Annotated in this window: 10 protein-coding genes; 6 read left to right on the top strand and 4 right to left on the bottom strand. The window is 47.3% G+C overall.

Going from position 1 to position 16878, the window contains the following annotated elements; translation table 11 throughout:
- Positions 1-147: 147 nt before the first annotated feature.
- The 4 genes from RJ60_RS04210 to RJ60_RS04195 all read right to left on the bottom strand — a co-directional run bounded on the left by RJ60_RS04210 (position 148) and on the right by RJ60_RS04195 (position 3168).
- The gene (locus RJ60_RS04210) at positions 148-900 is read right to left on the bottom strand and encodes an ATP-binding protein (RefSeq protein ID WP_103134087.1); all 753 of its coding nucleotides are present in this window, start codon (positions 898-900) and stop codon (positions 148-150) included.
- 25 nt (positions 901-925) lie between these two features.
- On the bottom strand, positions 926-2128 hold the full coding sequence (locus RJ60_RS04205; protein WP_103134086.1) for a hypothetical protein: 1203 nt from the start codon (positions 2126-2128) through the stop codon (positions 926-928).
- Between the two features lie 118 nt (positions 2129-2246).
- A complete protein-coding gene (locus tag RJ60_RS04200; protein ID WP_103134085.1) occupies positions 2247-2939 on the bottom strand; it encodes a hypothetical protein in 693 nt (230 codons plus the stop codon).
- The gene (locus tag RJ60_RS04195) at positions 2920-3168 is read right to left on the bottom strand and encodes a hypothetical protein (RefSeq protein WP_103134084.1); all 249 of its coding nucleotides are present in this window, start codon (positions 3166-3168) and stop codon (positions 2920-2922) included. Before RJ60_RS04195 ends, RJ60_RS04200 begins: the two co-directional genes overlap by 20 nt.
- A gap of 1078 nt (positions 3169-4246) precedes the next feature.
- Here RJ60_RS04195 and RJ60_RS04190 point away from each other — a divergent pair.
- The 6 genes from RJ60_RS04190 to RJ60_RS04165 are packed head-to-tail and all read left to right on the top strand — an operon-like array spanning position 4247 to position 16878.
- The gene (locus tag RJ60_RS04190; RefSeq protein ID WP_103134083.1) at positions 4247-5005 is read left to right on the top strand and encodes a hypothetical protein; all 759 of its coding nucleotides are present in this window, start codon (positions 4247-4249) and stop codon (positions 5003-5005) included.
- Entirely contained in the window at positions 4989-5522 is a 534-nt protein-coding gene (locus RJ60_RS04185; protein WP_103134082.1) for a BREX protein BrxB domain-containing protein, read from the top strand. Before RJ60_RS04190 ends, RJ60_RS04185 begins: the two co-directional genes overlap by 17 nt.
- A 26-nt stretch (positions 5523-5548) precedes the next feature.
- Positions 5549-9052 carry a BREX system P-loop protein BrxC gene (brxC, locus tag RJ60_RS04180; RefSeq protein ID WP_103134081.1) on the top strand — a complete coding sequence of 1168 codons (3504 nt, stop codon included), beginning with the start codon at positions 5549-5551 and terminating at the stop codon, positions 9050-9052.
- Position 9053: 1 nt separating this feature from the next.
- Positions 9054-12839 carry a BREX-1 system adenine-specific DNA-methyltransferase PglX gene (gene pglX, locus RJ60_RS04175; RefSeq protein WP_103134080.1) on the top strand — a complete coding sequence of 1262 codons (3786 nt, stop codon included), beginning with the start codon at positions 9054-9056 and terminating at the stop codon, positions 12837-12839.
- A 3-nt stretch (positions 12840-12842) separates the two neighbouring features.
- Positions 12843-14633, top strand: a complete 1791-nt coding sequence (locus tag RJ60_RS04170) for a DUF262 domain-containing protein (RefSeq protein WP_103134079.1) — start codon at positions 12843-12845, stop codon at positions 14631-14633.
- Positions 14634-14664: 31 nt separating this feature from the next.
- Positions 14665-16878 (top strand): PglZ domain-containing protein, encoded by a 2214-nt coding sequence (locus RJ60_RS04165; RefSeq protein WP_103134078.1) that lies wholly within the window; start codon positions 14665-14667, stop codon positions 16876-16878.

Here is a 16878-nt window from a genome sequence, read left to right as displayed (position 1 = left end):
TTCAGCGGAGCTAGGCTCATGAACAGTTCCAGATCCCTTCTGTTGTACAGTTCTTCTTTCTTGCAACTGAGAACCTGCATCTTGGGACTGCTCTTAATCTTCTTTTTTCTCTTCTTGCAACTTGGAACTTGCATCTTGGAACTGCTCTTAATCTTCTTTTCGCTCTTCTTGCAACTTGGAACTTGCATCTTGGAACTCATCTCTCGTCCATGCCACATACCTCTCCCTCTTCTTCTCGCGGTAGGACTTGACTCCTTCCAGCCGCATGATCGCAGTCCTCTCGCCCAGTCTGTTGAAGATCCTTGCCCCCACGGTTGAATCGAAATCAGTTAAGTTCAGGTTGGAGGTTATTATAGTTCCCGCTCCCTGTTCATACCTGTGGTTTATCAGTTCGAATATCTTGTCTGTTGTCATCTTGTTCTCCGTCTCGTTGCTGAGGTCGTCGATAACGAGAAGGTCAACCCCCGAACACTCCTGTATCTTCTCGGAGACCGTCTTGAAGTCTCCGATCTTCAAGGAGGGAGCGGTTATGAAGGCTACCGTATCTCCCATATTGACAGCCTCTATCGCTATGCCGGCAGCGAGGTGAGTCTTTCCGGTGCCGTAGCCTCCGAGAAGGATGAAGTTCGATCCTATCTTCCACGCCCTGTGTCTCACGTATTTCTTCGAGAGGTCGAGCGCCCTTTCGGTCACTCCGTCTTCGGGGATGAAGTTGTCCAGTCTTCTCTCCCACAGTCCTTTGGGAAGGACTTTTATCAGCCTCTCCATGTTCTCCTTTACCCTTCTGAATTCTCTGTATATCGAGCACTCGTACATGAGGTCGCTGTAACGTGGGTCTTCGCTGGCGTAGACTATATATCCCCCGTAAGGGCACTTCTCCGGGCCGGGACAGTTCCTCATGCACTCTTCTATCGCCTCGTCTTTGCTAAACCGTGTATTTGAGGAGTTCTTCGAGTGTTTTGGGCTTTTCTCTTGCGGGGTTCTTGAACTTTTCGATAGGATCTCTAAACGATCCAGAATCGCTCCAATCTTTTCTTCCATTTCTATTCGCTCTCCTTCCGAATGCGCCCCTTAGAAGAGGCTGCATAAGATATTCAAAGCCTATCTCTTCGAGGACCTCGTGTTTTGATCTGTCCATAGCGATAATCGCAGTCTTTATCTGTGAGGGGTAGCATTTATTGAGGGCTTCTCTCAGGAGAGGAATCCACTCCCTCTCGAAGGGCCCTATTATCGCCTCCCATGTCTCCATTACGTCTCTCTCGTACCTCGAACAGGAGTCGAGATAGGAGAAATCCTCTTGCTCTCCATCTTCCCCATCCCGATCGTTCATCTTGAACGGCGGAACGACTAAACAGCTTTCAGCCGGGACTTCTTCCGGAGGTCCGCCTTCGCCTTGACGCAAAGGCTCCTTCCCGTTCGATTTGATTCCGGAAACGGCCATTTCGCCGGGAGGAGTATCTCCGTGAAGGGGCTCTTGCGAATCATTCTCCAACTCCGTTTGCACAAGAGAGGCTTTTGTGACTTCAGAAATCTCTTCTTTCTCTCCATTCTTAACCTCTTTTTCCGTTGATTGCGAAAGCAAAGCTTTCGTTTCTCCGTAAGGAGAAAGAATGTTTTTTTCTCTTGTTTTGTTTACTTTACTTTTCTTTAGTTTAGTTTTGTTTATATTACTAGCAGGCGTCGGGTAGGCCTCCGGGAGGTCTCCAGTAGGCCTAGAGTAAGTCTCGGGTATGGTCTCATCTTTAATGACGCTATTCTCTTGTTCATGAACAGACGCTTTCGTAAGATCGCAGGGTGGTGTGTCTAGAGTAGGTCTTGTGTCGACCTCGGGTAGGTCACGGGTAGGTGTCGGGTGCGCAATTATTGTGTATTTTCCCGGGTTATGTCGGTCACCCGTTTCATACGCCAACAGACCGAATTTACACAGTTTCCTCCTTGCCCTTATGAGTTGGTCCCTGGTGCAGGAGAAAACACTCTGAACTATCCCGTTTGGAACTATGAAACTCTCGGGCCATCTAGCGTTGTTCGCATAGTCGAGTATGAAGAAATAAAGAGACGTCTCGAGAGAGTTGAACTTATGAATCTTATTTGATATCCAGAAATTGTTAATCAGTTCTATGTAATTCACAGTAAAACCTCCAGTCAAAGATCGGACAGATGTGAGAGGTATGAGGCTAGAGGTTAGAAAGGCAGATCCAATTGCTCTTCTCACCTCTTCCCTCTGGCCTCTTACATCTTTTCAAAAGCTACGCTTTCCTGAATCTCCTCACCGGTTTCAGTTTCTCTTTCTTCTCGTACGCTTCTTCGGGAAGATAGTCGACCAGTTCCGAAAGGTTTCTGAACGTGATGAATTTGAATGGATCGGGAAGGCCAACGACTGTATCCAGCGCAGCCGCTAGCTTGTAATTGTCCTCGATTCCCAATCTCTCTTTGATCAGACTTGCAGTTTTCTTAATGAAGTCTTTTTTTCCCCACTTGGACATATCTTCACTCGTGTCTGCACGATACGAAGTATCCTTAGTAATATCATTATTTAGTAGTGACGGGTTTTCCGCTGCCGGATTATCCGCTTTCGGTTTTCCCGAAGTCGGGAAATCGGATTGCGGGTGAACCTCGCTCAAATAAGGGGTTTCGTAGATCAGATACCTCACTCCGTCGAACTTGCCCTTCGTTCCGCGCAACTTCACCTTTTTCACATAACCGGCCTTCTGCAGTTCTTCGATTCCCTTTCTTATACTTTCCTTTCCATCTTTAAAATTCCTCCTGATCTCGGAGAGCCGAAACTCCCAGTCATCGGGTTTGGAAAGAAAGAAGGCGAGAAGCCCTTTCGCCTTGCATGAAAGAGAAGCGTCGTTAAGGAAACTCTTGTCGATCGCCACGAAGTTTCTTTGCTTCTTCACTCTGAAAATAGATGGGGTATTAGATCTCGAGACTCTCAATTAGTTCTCTCCTTTCTTCAACTACATTTAGATAGGAATCGCGATTCCTGTCGTAGATCTCGTTCATAATCCTGTGGTCCTCCCTGTGAGCTCTTTCCTCCGAGGAAATGTTACGGAAACGATCACGATAGGAGCTAACGAATCTTCCTGTGCTAGAATCTCTTTGGGTAAAATATCCTTTGTACCTTTTCGGATCTCTTCCAGGAGATCCTTTTTTTCCTCTTGCCATTTTCCACACCTTCTTTCGTTTTGAGTTTTTTCTTACAGAATCGGAGCATAGAACTCCGACTGGACAAATCATAATCACAAAGAAACCCCGATTCCAAATACTTAAAGATCCTTTAAGTTTTGTTACAACTAATTGCCTTAATAACTCTCCCAGTGCTTCGGAAAATGACACAGTTGGATTTCATCTCTTCTCCCTCCTTATTTGCTTTGTGTTCGGCTGTTTCTGATTTCTAGCCTCACATAGGATCACCTCCTTTAGCAGAGCCCGGAATTCCTTAAGAGAAGAACGACCATCTAACCATCCAGAGTGGTTTTTCGAAAGCAGGACTGATTAAATGAATTCGGCCGAATAAAGAATCCGATGCCTAGAGATCTTAAATCACTCCGTCATTTGCCTGGAGATCCTTAATCACTCCTCATTCATCGAGAGTTCAGAAAATCGAATAGGCTCTTCTTGCTTTCAGAAGACCGGTCTGCGCATATCATTCATCATTTTATAGATTCAGAACTCCAAACACCAAGCTCAGGTGAAATTCACCTATTTTCATGTAGATGAAATCTAATAGTAAAAGATACAATCATTTACTCCGTTTCCCGAAAAAGATAATCACTCGTCTTCGAAAGTCTTCTTATCCAGGTAGTGATTTGTAGTTATGATTTCCTAGATTCAATGTTTGATACGCCTTTTGTTTGATCAAATGGCTGAGAGCGTTAGTGCCTATTCAAATGGGGATTTCGATACTTCTTGGAAGTTTAAGATGCCTGAGAGGAGTATACAGGGTAATTTAATTCGTCCTCAGGAGCCCGCTGTCTCAAGTCTGCTTTACACTCAGCAATCATCTATGTGTATTGGAAAAACCTGCGACAAATCCATTTGAATCTAGAGAAGCAGAATGCTGCGATTATAGCGTGAGAGACAGGTCTTATGGTCAGCGTAATGCATCATAATTGAATCTACTCAAGAGAGTCAGTATCAACTTGAGATCAGATGACGTTACAATTGAGCAGCAGACTTTGCACTTGGCGAAATGACAGTCACGTTGTTATAATCTATTTACCTAACGTGGAGGATCTGCTATATGCCGCCAAACTCAAAAACACACCTTAACAGAGCGTTTGACCATTTGGATAATGTCGTTTACATAATGGCCGAAGTTATGAAGGGAAGGAGCGCAGAGGAGATAAAACGTCATCTTGTCTCGGACGACCCGTTTCGAATCAGTTCTGGTGAATACAGAAAAAGAATGGCAAGCTGGCTCATTTCAGACTACGTGAAGGGTTTCTCGCCTGAAGCTCTGAAAGTCTTCGCGCGCATAATGACTTCCGAGAGTATCGACACGCAGACGAAGAGAGAGCTTTTATTCTGGAAGAACTGCGAGAGAGACGAGCTGGTGAGGGCAATCACAGTCGAGCAAGTATTTCCGGCTTATCATAAAGGGGCTGCCTTTCTGCTTCGTGAAGACGTCATAGATTACATCATAAAGAAAAAAGGCTTTACCGCATATATGTCGGACAAGAGGGTAACCATTTACCTCGCCATAACCACCAAACTCGGAATGGCGAGTGCGAATGGAAAAAACATAGACCTGAACTACTTCCGCCCAACTAAGAAGAGCGTTATGGCCGTGTTATACTTCCTCTTCAACTCGGGAATGGGACCTTCTAAGATCCTGCACTCGGATGATTTCAAATGCCTTCTCCTGGACGAGAGGGATCTGGTCTCTTACCTGGCGGAAATGAACGCTTCCGGAGTAATAGAATTCGCTATGGCCGGAAACATAGTGAGACTGGAACCTAAAGTAGATTTCGAGGAGCTGCCGGATGCACTTGAAGAATAACCTTTCTCTTTCAGAGAAGCTGAACATACTCTCGGAAAAGCTCGAAAGGGTAGATTCACTTACGAGTGAAACCGAAGGCTCGAAGGCTGTGGTACTCATAGTCTCTCCCAAAGAAGAAACGATAGCCATCCGGGAGCTTAAGATACGCTTTGAGGGCAAGTTGAAGCTGCTGAATCTGGGAAGCGTCCTTTCGGAGACGGCCACCAGTTATGGGATGGACAACCTAGCAGATGACTTCTCCTTCCTTGGCAAGTCCTGCATAAAAGACTTCGCTCATCTCCTGCACTCAAATATGACAGAGCGCATAGTGAAGGCCTCACAGGAAAGCTCTCTAACGGTTATACACAGGCTGGGCATACTCAACGGCTTCTTCGGTCTGAATCCGTTAATAGAGGAAGTGACGGGTAAACTCGTCAATCCCGTTCTATTTATCTATCCGGGAAAGAGGAAGGAACACATACTGACATTTCTGGATGGAAGACACACCACTTCGGTTTACAGGGCGCTGGTAATTTGAGATAGAAGGACTAGGGGGTAAGGGGAATGAAGATAAAAGAGCTTCTTAGGATAAACATAGACGACGAAGTCCCTCTCGTAATAAAGGCCGGTGAGCAGGATCTCGCTGTCGAAGAGAAAGAAATCTCCCAGTACATAGTCACCCACCAGATAGAGAAGCATCTTGAAGCCTTCCTGACGAACTACAAGCTTCTCTCTACTGACAGGATAGGAGTGTGGATCTCCGGCTTCTTCGGTTCGGGAAAGTCCTACTTCGCGAAGATACTCGGGTATTTGCTCACCAATCACACCCTGCCCAAGGGAATAACGGCCCGAGAACTCTTCAACGAGAGATTGAGCAACTGTTCGAACCCGGAATTCATAAAGGGAAACATAAGGGCGCTGAACAGCATAGCGAGTACCGTCGTTATGTTTGAAATGACGGCAGACAGCTCTCTCAATATGGAGACGATACAGCAATCTATCTTCAAGAAGTTTCTCGAGACCTGTGGCTACTCCTCATTCCCTAACGTAGCGGTAATGGAGTATGAACTAGATACATTCGGACACCTCGAAGAGGTACGCAATTACATAGAGCAGGGCGGAAACGACTACTCGAAGGTGGCTCAAAATGTCGGTGAATTCCGTCGCCACGCTGTAAAGGCTATGACGGAAAGGCTTGATTACACCGCGGATGAAGCGAGTGAATTTCTGAAATCTGCGGTAAACAAATACGATAATCTTTCCCCGAGCGTTCTTGCCGAACACTGCGTCGACTACACGAGAGAGACGGGAAAGAGACTCGTATTCATAGTCGATGAAATCGGGCAGTACGTGATATCCCTCAAAGATAACGAAGACAGAATACTTGCCCTGCAAGGAGTCGCAGAGGCCTTCGCCTCGAAGGGAAAGGGCTCGGTAAGGCTAATAGTGACCTCACAGGAAAAGCTCGACCAGCTGATAGCCAACAGAGACTTCGACAAGCGGAAGCTTGGCAAACTGACAGACCGGTTCGAAGTGAGGCTCGATCTCACATCCGAGAACGTGGATGAGGTGGCCCGCGAAAGACTGCTGAAGAAAAAGAGAGAGGCAGAGCCCCTGTTCGAAAAGACGATGCGTGAAAACCAGGGGAACATAACGACCCTCAGCGACACGAACGGAAATTACAGAAAGACCGAAACAAAAGACGATCTTATGACTTACTACCCGTTCCATCCATACCAGTTCCAGCTACTCCCCGATCTAGTGCAGAACACGATCGGCTCGACATATTACCAGGCTACGGCCCGCAAGTTCATCTTCCTCGTCGATTCAATACTGAAGAATCTGAAAGACGAAGAGTTCGGCCGGATAGTGAGCGCCACAGATCTCTTCGACGCTTTGGGCCCCTCCTTCTTCGGTTCGGGAGTAACCCATCTCGTGTATAGCGCCGACCAGTACAGGGGGAAGAACGTGAAGGCCTCGGACATACTCAAGACTCTCCATATACTGAAAAACCTCAATAAGATAGGCGCTAGCGAGACTGTAATAACCCGTATGCTTTGCAAGAACATCTTCGACAAACAATACGAGCTGACTAAGGAAGTCAAAGATGCCCTTGACTACCTGGAGAAGGCGAGATACGTTACCCGTTACAACGGAGAGATAACGCTCGTAACCGATCTCGAGAGGGACTTCATAGCAGAGATGGAGAACACCGTAATAGACATACCCAAGAGAAACGAAGAGATAGTCCGTCAACTGCTGAACATCTTCAACTACAAGGAAATCCGTTACGGAGAAGGCCCCTACATTCCCATAGAATGGTACCTGGATAACGCAGCAATCGGTGGCAAGAAGAAGGGTCTCCAGGTGCGCATCGCCTCATTTACCGGTGTCGATGTGGAAGGTCTCGAATTCGAGTCTATGAACCATCGCGATACGGTCTATGTGATCCCTGAGATAAACGAGACAATAGGTGATCTAGCCAGGGAGATAAAAAGCCTGGACGCTTCACTGAACTCCTTCAGAACGAAGAAGACGGGAGAAGGCATACACGAGATCCTCACCAAATACGGCAAGATAATGAACGATAAGAGAAACGAACTAGGCCGGGAGCTGCGAAAGGCAATAGACTCGGGACAGCTTCTTTACGAAGGCGAGCTAAAACCCACCTCCAGCCTTATAAACGAACTCAAGGACCTCCTCAAGGAAAAAGTCATACCCGGCCATTACACCGAAATCACCTTCACGACCGCCACGAGCAAGGATATAGAAGGGGCATTGACAAGACCGCAGAACACGCTGAAAACCCTTAAGGTAGATGACGACCACAGAGTCTTCAACGACAATGGAGACCTGATCGAGACACACAAGATCATCTCACCTGTAATAGCCTCTCTGGGAGAAGATCAAACGGGTGAAATTCTGCTCGAGAAGTTCTCGCTCGCTCCTTACGGCTGGACCCCGGAAACGATAATCTATTCAGTTGCCTGTCTCATACGTGGTGGAAAGATAATGGTGAACAATTCAGACTCTTACGGTAAGGCGGAGGTCCATAAAGCGTTGAAAAGCGTGAGCGAATTCAAGAAGGCCCGTATACGTCGCAGTGTGGTGCTAAACCCATCCGACAAGCAATATCTTATGGACATCATAAACCCGCTGCTGGATGACGGGAGGCTGTCGTTACAGTCGCCGAGGAGCGAATTCATTTCCCGGGCGCTCGAGGCGATGAAACATCTTGACAAGAGAATGAATGTACTGAAGAAAAGGATGGAAGAACTCGGTGCAGAGGTTAGGTGGAACCTCGACACGATTAGAACGATGCTAAACATTCTCACCGGTGGCGATAACGACTGTCTTGACGTCTTTCTTCGTGAAAGGGATTCGATACGAGAGCTGAAGGAAACTGCCGATAAGACGGAAAAGTTTCTCGAGAAGAACTACGAGCTCATACGTAAGCAGAAGGTCTTCCTCAACGAGCTGGAGGGTGAAATCTCCAAAAACGCCTTCGAGAAGGAGCAGAGCGAAGAGCTCTCCTCGCTCTTGAAAGAGTACAAGGACACTCTGCCAAGCATAGCCTCCTTCGGCACCGATCTCGACAGCATCTTCGAGAGACTGCGCAACACCTACAAGAGCTACTTCAACCCCATTCACGATGAGAGAGATGAATGGCTGGAGAAGATAAACAAGTATCTCGATTCTATACAGGAAGAGAAAAACGCACTGGGAAAGAGAGCGGGAGATCAAGACTGGTTCAGAAGACCCAACGCCCCTTGCGGAGAGCTTGAGATACAGTTCTCCATAAAGTGCGAGAAGTGCCACACGGGTCTCAATGAAGCCAGGCTTTACATAACAGACTTCGCGCACAGGCTGGAAAGCCTTGAAGACTCCTTCGACGGTTTTATGCGAGAAAAATCACCTGAAGAGTCGAACGGTACAGGGAAAGAGCCTGAAGTACAGCCAAAGAGACTGAGACTGAAGAGAAAGCTCACCTATGGTGAACTCAAAAACAAGTTGGAAAGACTCTCCGTTTCCGAAGACACCGAGCTAGAGATAGAGCTGGAGGACTGATATGGCCGATCTCGAAAAGACGATAATACAGATTCGTGAGACTCTGGAGCGATCGTACCCCCTACTTTTGAAACAGTGCGGCATTACAGAGAGTAATGATACGGGAAACTCCGTGGCAGGCTTCGAAGAGCTGCGAAGCCGGATACTTCCCATAATAATGGCAGATGAGAAACAGCTCGGAGCAAAAGAAGCGAGAAAGAAGTTCGTGCAAGAGGCCTCATTCACCACTCTAAACAGGCTCGTGGGACTGAAAGTAATGGAAGCAAGAGGGTTGATCGAGCGGACGTATGTCACCAAGAACATAGACACCGGTGGGAAGAGCGAGGCTCATTTCCTGTATCTCAGCAGAAATCCGCGGGCAAACGGCGAACCGGGCCAGGGAATAAACACCATACTGGAGGAAATCTTCCAGACTCTATCGCAGGAGCTGCCCCAACTGTATAACGGCAGTCGTTACGGCTTTCTCCCGCGACCAAACGACACGGTGACCGTTATTGACCTTATAAACTCCATAGCGTCAGAGGAATGGCTCAAGGACGACATAATAGGCTGGATTTACCAGTATTACAACATCGCCGAAAGGCGGCAATTGAAAGAGAGTAAGGCCAAGATAGACCAGTCTAACGTTCATTACCAGTCGCAGCAGTACACACCTAGTTGGGTTGTCAAACACATCGTAGACAACACTCTTGGTAGGTACTACCTAGAGATGTATCCCGATTCCCCACTGTATGACGAGATAGAGATACCCATTCAAAAAGAGCAACTTAAAAGGGAAAGGGAGCCAAAGAAGCTTGAAGAAATCAAGATACTTGACCCGGCCTGCGGGAGCGGCAACTTCCTCCTTTATTCCTTCGAGCTGCTCAGTAAGATGTACCGAGAGAGAGAGTACAACAGTGATGAGATTTCATCGCTTATCCTGAAGAACAACCTCTACGGAATCGATCTCGACGACAGGGCTGCACAGCTGACGATCCTCTCCCTATACCTTAAGGCCAGGACACTTGACAGGCGTAAGCGGAAGTACACTATGAACGTCGTATCGGCCGACTTCCACCTTTCCGATTCCCTTGAACTCACAGCCGTGAGAAACAAGTACAGGAGCGATACCACGGTGCAGGACTTCATAGACCTTATATGGAGCCAATTGAAGGATGCCAGCGCCGTCGGCTCTCTCCTAGATATAACCGGGGAGCTGGAAAGGCTCAAGGAGAAGCGCAAGAAGAGCGATGTGATGTTCTTCAGTGAAGAGGCCTGGAGCGAGACGGAGATAAAAGTCCTGGAAGACATAAAAGGAGCGGTATCTTCGAACAGGGAGTACGGCGAGTACATAGAACAGGGGATGAATTTTGCCGAACTTCTGATTCAGAAGTACGATGTGGTGATAGCCAACCCTCCCTATCTCGATTCGTCGGATATGACTGACAACTACAAGAAATTCCTTAAGGACAGATTCAAGGGCTTCGACAAGAACCTGTATGCGGCTTTCATTAAGAGATGTGCCGATTTCGTCGATGAAGGCGGTTATGTCGGTATGATAACTCCCCAGACGTATATGTTCATATCCAGTTATGATGAGACAAGAAAGTGGATACTGAACAAGAATCAATTGGTGGATTTTGTGCACTTCGGACTTGGGGGCGTCTTCAGCGAGGCTCTTGTGGATACTGCCGTTATTGTGCTGAGAAAGGCGCCACCTGACAGCGATGATTGTATATTCTTCAATCTGGTGAAGTTCGAAAGGGGAAGCGCGAAGGCCAAGAGGGAAGCGTTAAGAGAAGCCGTTGAAGCTATACGGATGGGGGAAGAATGCACATATGCTCATCTTCTTAACCAGTCCGAGTTCAAGAAGATCCCGGGCTATCCCTTCGTTTACTGGATAAGCGATAGGATAAGGGAGCTATTCAGTAAGTACAAGCCGCTAAAGAAGTATGCTCTTGTCCTTCTAGGAATGAGGACAGGAAATAATGATAGATTCTTAAGGTTCTGGTGGGAAGTAAGGCAGCAAGACATTTCCGTTGATTACAAGACTGATAGAAAGAGATGGGTACCCTACGCCAAAGGCGGACCTTACAACAAGTGGTACGGAAACCTATGGTGGCTAGTGAACTGGGAAAACGATGGGGATGCAATCAAGTTTGAGACGATAAAACAGTATGGCCAAAATAGTCTAGGATGGAAAGTAACAAACGAGTCATACTACTTCAGAGAGGGGCTGACTATACAGAGAGTTACATCTGGGATTCCAACAGTAAGACTGTTTCCGTCAAATCATATATTTGATTCTGCTGTTAGTGCTGTCTTTTCGGATAAGATTAGTTCTGAAAGACTTATGGGAGTTATGCTTTCGAGAGTCTTCAGCGGCATCTTACAAATAGAAAATCCTACTACAAATAAACAGGTAGAAGACGTAAAGAAAACACCCATCCCCGATCTATCAGCCTTGGGGAGTAAAGCCTTAAGCCCTGAAGAAATCCGCGACCTTCTCGGTGTTCTCTCGACCCACTCTCCACTCTCCACTCTAAACTCGGTCACTCTCTCCTCTCTAGCGCAGGACTGCATCGAGATAAAGAAAGAGCTATATGGCTTCCACGTTATGGAACGTGACTTCAAACACGATCCCCTCTCCTGGGGGTTGAAGGAGTTAAGAGAAGAGGGCAGGCAAGTGAGGGTAAAAGACGCCCTGAAGAAGTTCTTCATTCATAAGGCAGAGCTAGAGGCAAGACTGCTAATAAACGAGGCGGTGAACGACGAACTTGTATTGAAGCTCTACGAACTCCTGCCCGAAGACCTAACACTTTCAGATGTGATTGCACAATCCGGGCTCTTGGGGTCGCTCACGGAAGATGCGCCTTCTGCTCTTAACGAAGGACGGGTCCACGATTTGGGGCGAAGGACGCAGGACGGCTCTTCTGACCTCTACGCTGCCGTTCTCGAGGTCCTCGAATCCGAAGGCGTGCCCGTCGGCGCGTACTTTGCCAGAGACCTGAGAGAAGACGAGAGAAAGACACTGAAGAAGCTGTATCTGAAACATAGACACGATAGAGGCTCCGGTAAGAGCGAGGCTATAACGGGGATGGAGTTCGGAATAGTCGAGGAACTGGCCGGGACTCTGAAAGTCAGCCCCGTAACGGTGGTGGAAGAGCTGTCGAAAATTGATGCCCTTCCTGAAGAGGCGGTTAAGGACGTTATCTCTGAACACATACAGGCGATAACGCTAGATATAATGCGAGAGGACAACGACGGGATACTGTCATTATCCACAGACACGGGAGAGACCTCCATCGTTACCAGGATAGTCGAGAAATGGCGCGAGCTAGGCATAGGAGACACGTATAACGAAGTAGAAAACCTGCTGGGCAAGAGACTGGAGGAATACCTGCTGAAGAGCTTCTTCAAGGATCACTCCAAAAGGTATATGAGCCGACCAATAATCTGGCAGCTTGCATCGGATAAGGGGAGCGTGAACTTTTTCGTCCTCCATCACAGCTGGAGCTACGACAAGCTTCTTCTTCTGAGATCGAAGTACCTGGGTGGTGTTAAGAGGACACTTGAAAACACGCTGGCCACCGAACTGGACGAAAAGAACAGAGAAAAGCTAATGGAGAGACTGGCCGAACTGGAGAGATTCTCAGAAGCCCTCGGCGAGCTGCTTGACGGGAGCTATCTCCCGGAAGTGGATGGAGGCGTCGCCAAAAACATAGCGCCTCTCCAGAATAAAGGGCTGCTAAAATTCGACGTCCTCAGCAAGAAGCTTATGGACAAAATGCTGAAAGTGGAGTGGTGAACGATGATTCAGTCGGCAGCAAACTATAAAATATCGGCGCTATTTGCCATCGACGGAAAGATAAGATATGAGATTCCGAAGTACCAGAGGGAGTATGTTTGGGGCAAACGGGAATGGGATAACTTGTACGATGACATCTACGAGAATCAGGACCACTTTCTCGGTTCTATAATCTGCATAGACAAGGGAGTTGACGCACTGGACGTCAAACCGCTCGAAATTATCGACGGCCAACAGAGATTGCTAACAATCTCAATTCTTTATCTGGTTGTATTTGCTCGGCTCAAAGAAGGGAGCGATATGCGAACTGACGACCAACGTTACTCTAAAACGAATCTGAAAAACCTTAATACTATAATGAACCTAGAGAACCGTCTCGTGCAGAAACCCGAGGACAGGAGAACTCCCAGGGTTATACCTTCTTTTCAGAACAAGAACTATTCCGACTACCTTTCTCTTCTCAGTGAAAACGGAATAATTCAATCAACCAATGACAGAGCTCCATTTGCCGGAAACAGAAGAATATACACGGCATTCAGGTATTTTCAGAGCAAATTGAAAGAGGAATCGGAAGGGCAAGTAACTGATTTTCTCGACCGACTGAATTCGGCAAGTATGGTGAAGATCGAAGTGGCGAATCACGCCGACGCTTTCACCCTATTTGAAAGCCTAAATAACAGGGGAATACCGCTGTCTCCTATGGACATAATAAAAAACAAGATGCTTGCCGAATTAGAACGAACTAACGTGATGGAAGTAGATGATGCTTTTAATCGTTGGAACAGGATAATAACTCATATTCCTGAATACAGAGATCAGGAGAGGTTCTTGAGACAATACTACAACGCCTTCAGATACAGAGAAGAAGTACGCTTTCCGGGAATCTCCAAAGCGACTAAATCTAAGCTAATAACCATATACGAAACTCTCATAGAGAAAAACCCAGATAAGACGTTGCAGGAACTGGTCCAGAAGGCCGAAATTTACGGTCGCTTCTCTGTTTCTTTCGAGTCCAGAAATGGCGAGGAATTTAGAAATCACCTATTCGACCTCCAGAACGTTGGAGGCGCACCCGGTTATACTCTGCTGCTGTACCTCCTCTCCGAACACGGTGAAAAAGAGGATCTAATAGTAAAAGCATCGGAACTGCTGGTGAAGTATTTCATAAGGAGGAACATAACGGACTTTCCCGGAACACGCGATCTAGACAAGATATTCATAGACGCAATAGACTTCTGCGAGTCACAAAAAGAATCTTTTAGTATGCAAACAATAAAGGATTTTCTGACAGACAGGAAGAGATTTGCCCCTGATGAACGCTTTAGAGAGATGCTCGCCGGAGATATCTATGACAACCCGGAAGCGACAAGGTTCATCCTGACGAAGATCGAGGAATCTCGTTTTACACGGGAGAACAAGCCTAACTTCTGGGAAAGAGACAACAACAACAATCTAATTTGGACTATCGAGCACATATTCCCAAAAGGCGAGAACATACCCGATTCCTGGGTGAAATCTGTCGCAGGTGGGGATAAGGAAAATGCCAAGTTGTTGCAAGATCAGTGGGTACACAGACTGGGAAATCTCACTTTGACAGGGTACAACCAATACCTTTCCACATACTCATTCGAGAAAAAGAGGGATAGGAAAGACACTAGAGGAAATTACATAGGCTACAAGAACGGGCTCTTCCTTAACAGTGATCTGCGAGACAAAGAAAACTGGACTATTGAAGATATCGAGCAAAGAACGGAAAAACTGGTTAATCTGGCCTTCGAGCTTTTCAGAGTATAACTCTGGTCAATGGAATTAAAAGGAGCGCTCTATGTACTTACTGGACATCGTACTGAAAAGACTGGAGAAGCTGGACTCCTCAATTCCAGTAGTGTTGAAAGACTCCGATCTCTTACTGGGCGATAGCCTCACTTACTTCGAGGATCAGGGCTGGCACTGCCTCACGTTAAAGGATTTCGAGCGGGAGTTTCTCACTATGCTAGAGGCGGAGAGTCTTGTCCAATCGGGAAGAAAAGTAATCGTATATATAGCCAACCGCTCGGAGAAAGATCTCGTATATCTCGCGGAGTACTGGGACAGGGGAAATGGAGAGCTTGTATCTGCAATAAACCTGCTGAGTGAATTGAGGATTGACCGAAAAGACTTCAAGAAGGACTTCCTGGTCTCTCTTGTGAGATACGGTTTGCCGAAATCTGAAGACTGGTGGCAGGCCCTGAAGAAACGCGGCTTGGAGAATATAAGCAAGATAGTTAAGGAAAGCCTCTGGGAGCTGTTGAGCGACAGCAGCTATGCCTCGAGTCTGTCGGAAGCGGAGAGGGAGTTTATCTTCACTCATTTTGCTAATGCAACCTTCGATTTGAAACTGACGGCCTCTTCCACACCCGAAGAAGCGGCAAACCTTATAGCCGAGAAGATACTCGAGGCCTCCTACAAGAACAAACCTGGCGATGAGCTTTACGAATACTACAGGGACTGGACGGGACTGAGCGAGTGGGAAGAGAGTCTTCACCTTCACGCAGAGAAATTCTCCAAGAGCCACAGAGAGGAACTTATCGCACACATAGGCCTCTTCGAAGACGATTACAGACACCCCTTCACTGTTATAGAGCGAGAGATATTCGAGAGAAGAGTAGAGGCTCTCTTGCAGGAAGAAGATGCCACACAGGCGATTGAGTTCGCGAAAGAGCGGACCAGAAAGAGAAAGAAGAGAGTTGAAGACAGAGATGCAGGAGTCTACTGGGAAGAACTCCTCTGGCTCGAGCCACTCCTGGAAGAGCCCGACCTCTCGGGCATAGGCTCGCTGGAGAGCTTCCTCTCGGTTTACGGTCACACTCTCTGGAAATACGACTCTCTAGACAGAAAGCTCAGGAGCTCACATCTTCCAGACAGACTGAAAGTCCGAGCTGTGGAAAAAGTAACTCAGATAATGAAGGTGGTATCCAATCACTGGAAGAGCCATTACGATCCTGCAATTCAGTCCGAACAGGCAGGCCTCCTGTACAGAATACTTGAAGGCGAGGGCAAGAAGGCGGTAATCGTAGTAGATGCGCTCAGATATGAGCTTGCCTGTGATCTTGAAATGAAGAGCAAGGTGAAGATCGAAAGAAGACCTATACTGGCGGTGACACCGACGGAAACACCCGTGGGAATGGGGTCTCTTTTCTCCTCTGGTGATATTGAAAAGATCCTGAAGGACAGAAAAGTCCTCATCGTGGACAAGAAAACCGGCAAGACACTGGACAGCGTTACAGCCAGAGAGGACAACCTGAAAGAGCTAGTACCTGGAGTTGAGATATTCGATATAGACGCCGATCCTCCTGCCTCGGAAAAGCTGGTTATGAAGACGGGGGATATAGATTCATTGGGCCACGAAGCGCTTATAGAATTCTATGGCAGCATAATGACGAAACTGTCTGAAAAGGCCGACAAACTACTGAGGGACGGTTACGAAGTACACTTCACGAGCGATCACGGCTTCTACCTTCCCGTGCCCGGAGAGACCGTCAAACAGGATAAGACGCTCAGCTACTCATCCGGGGTGAGGTACAGCCTTAACAGCACCAAACCAGATGAAGGCAAATACGAACAGGCTGGCAGCAGCTTCATACTCTACGCCAACAGCGGGAACGTATTCAAAGACTACGGCGGCCACTTCTGGCACGGAGGGATAACTCACCAGGAAGTGGTAATTCCTCTCATCGTCATAACGCCGATTGTCGGAGAGAAGAAAAAGAGAGTGAAGATTGGAAATAAAGACCGATTGAAAGTCGTACAGAAGGATCACTTCGAAGTCTTCCTCTTCACTGAAATCGACCTGTTCGGTATCGCTCCGAGGGTGTATATACAGTGCCTGGGCGAGAAGTTCGAGGTGGAGGAGCCCGTCGATGATCAGATCAGCCAAACTGTGAAGATAAATGCGAAGAGCGGCGATACCTTCAAGATAGAAGTTAGAGATTTGGAAGACGGTACTCTTATGGACTGGGTAGAGTGTGAATATCTGCCCACAAGAGAGCGAATCTTCTGA

Origin of the sequence: Mesotoga sp. B105.6.4, from assembly GCF_002896535.1 — a bacterium.
Lineage (GTDB): Bacteria > Thermotogota > Thermotogae > Petrotogales > Kosmotogaceae > Mesotoga.
The sequence above is the reverse complement of the archived record's forward strand: the minus strand, read 5'-3'. Positions and strand labels throughout refer to the sequence as shown.

Excerpts from the sequence above, each read along its gene's own strand:
- RJ60_RS04210 (WP_103134087.1), bottom strand. The coding sequence starts at position 900 with ATGAGGAACTGTCCCGGCCCGGAGAAGTGCCCTTACGGGGGATATATA.
- RJ60_RS04195 (WP_103134084.1), bottom strand. The coding sequence starts at position 3,168 with ATGGCAAGAGGAAAAAAAGGATCTCCTGGAAGAGATCCGAAAAGGTAC.
- RJ60_RS04190 (WP_103134083.1), top strand. The coding sequence starts at position 4,247 with ATGCCGCCAAACTCAAAAACACACCTTAACAGAGCGTTTGACCATTTG.
- RJ60_RS04185 (WP_103134082.1), top strand. The coding sequence starts at position 4,989 with ATGCACTTGAAGAATAACCTTTCTCTTTCAGAGAAGCTGAACATACTC.
- brxC (WP_103134081.1), top strand. The coding sequence starts at position 5,549 with ATGAAGATAAAAGAGCTTCTTAGGATAAACATAGACGACGAAGTCCCT.
- pglX (WP_103134080.1), top strand. The coding sequence starts at position 9,054 with ATGGCCGATCTCGAAAAGACGATAATACAGATTCGTGAGACTCTGGAG.
- RJ60_RS04170 (WP_103134079.1), top strand. The coding sequence starts at position 12,843 with ATGATTCAGTCGGCAGCAAACTATAAAATATCGGCGCTATTTGCCATC.
- RJ60_RS04165 (WP_103134078.1), top strand. The coding sequence starts at position 14,665 with ATGTACTTACTGGACATCGTACTGAAAAGACTGGAGAAGCTGGACTCC.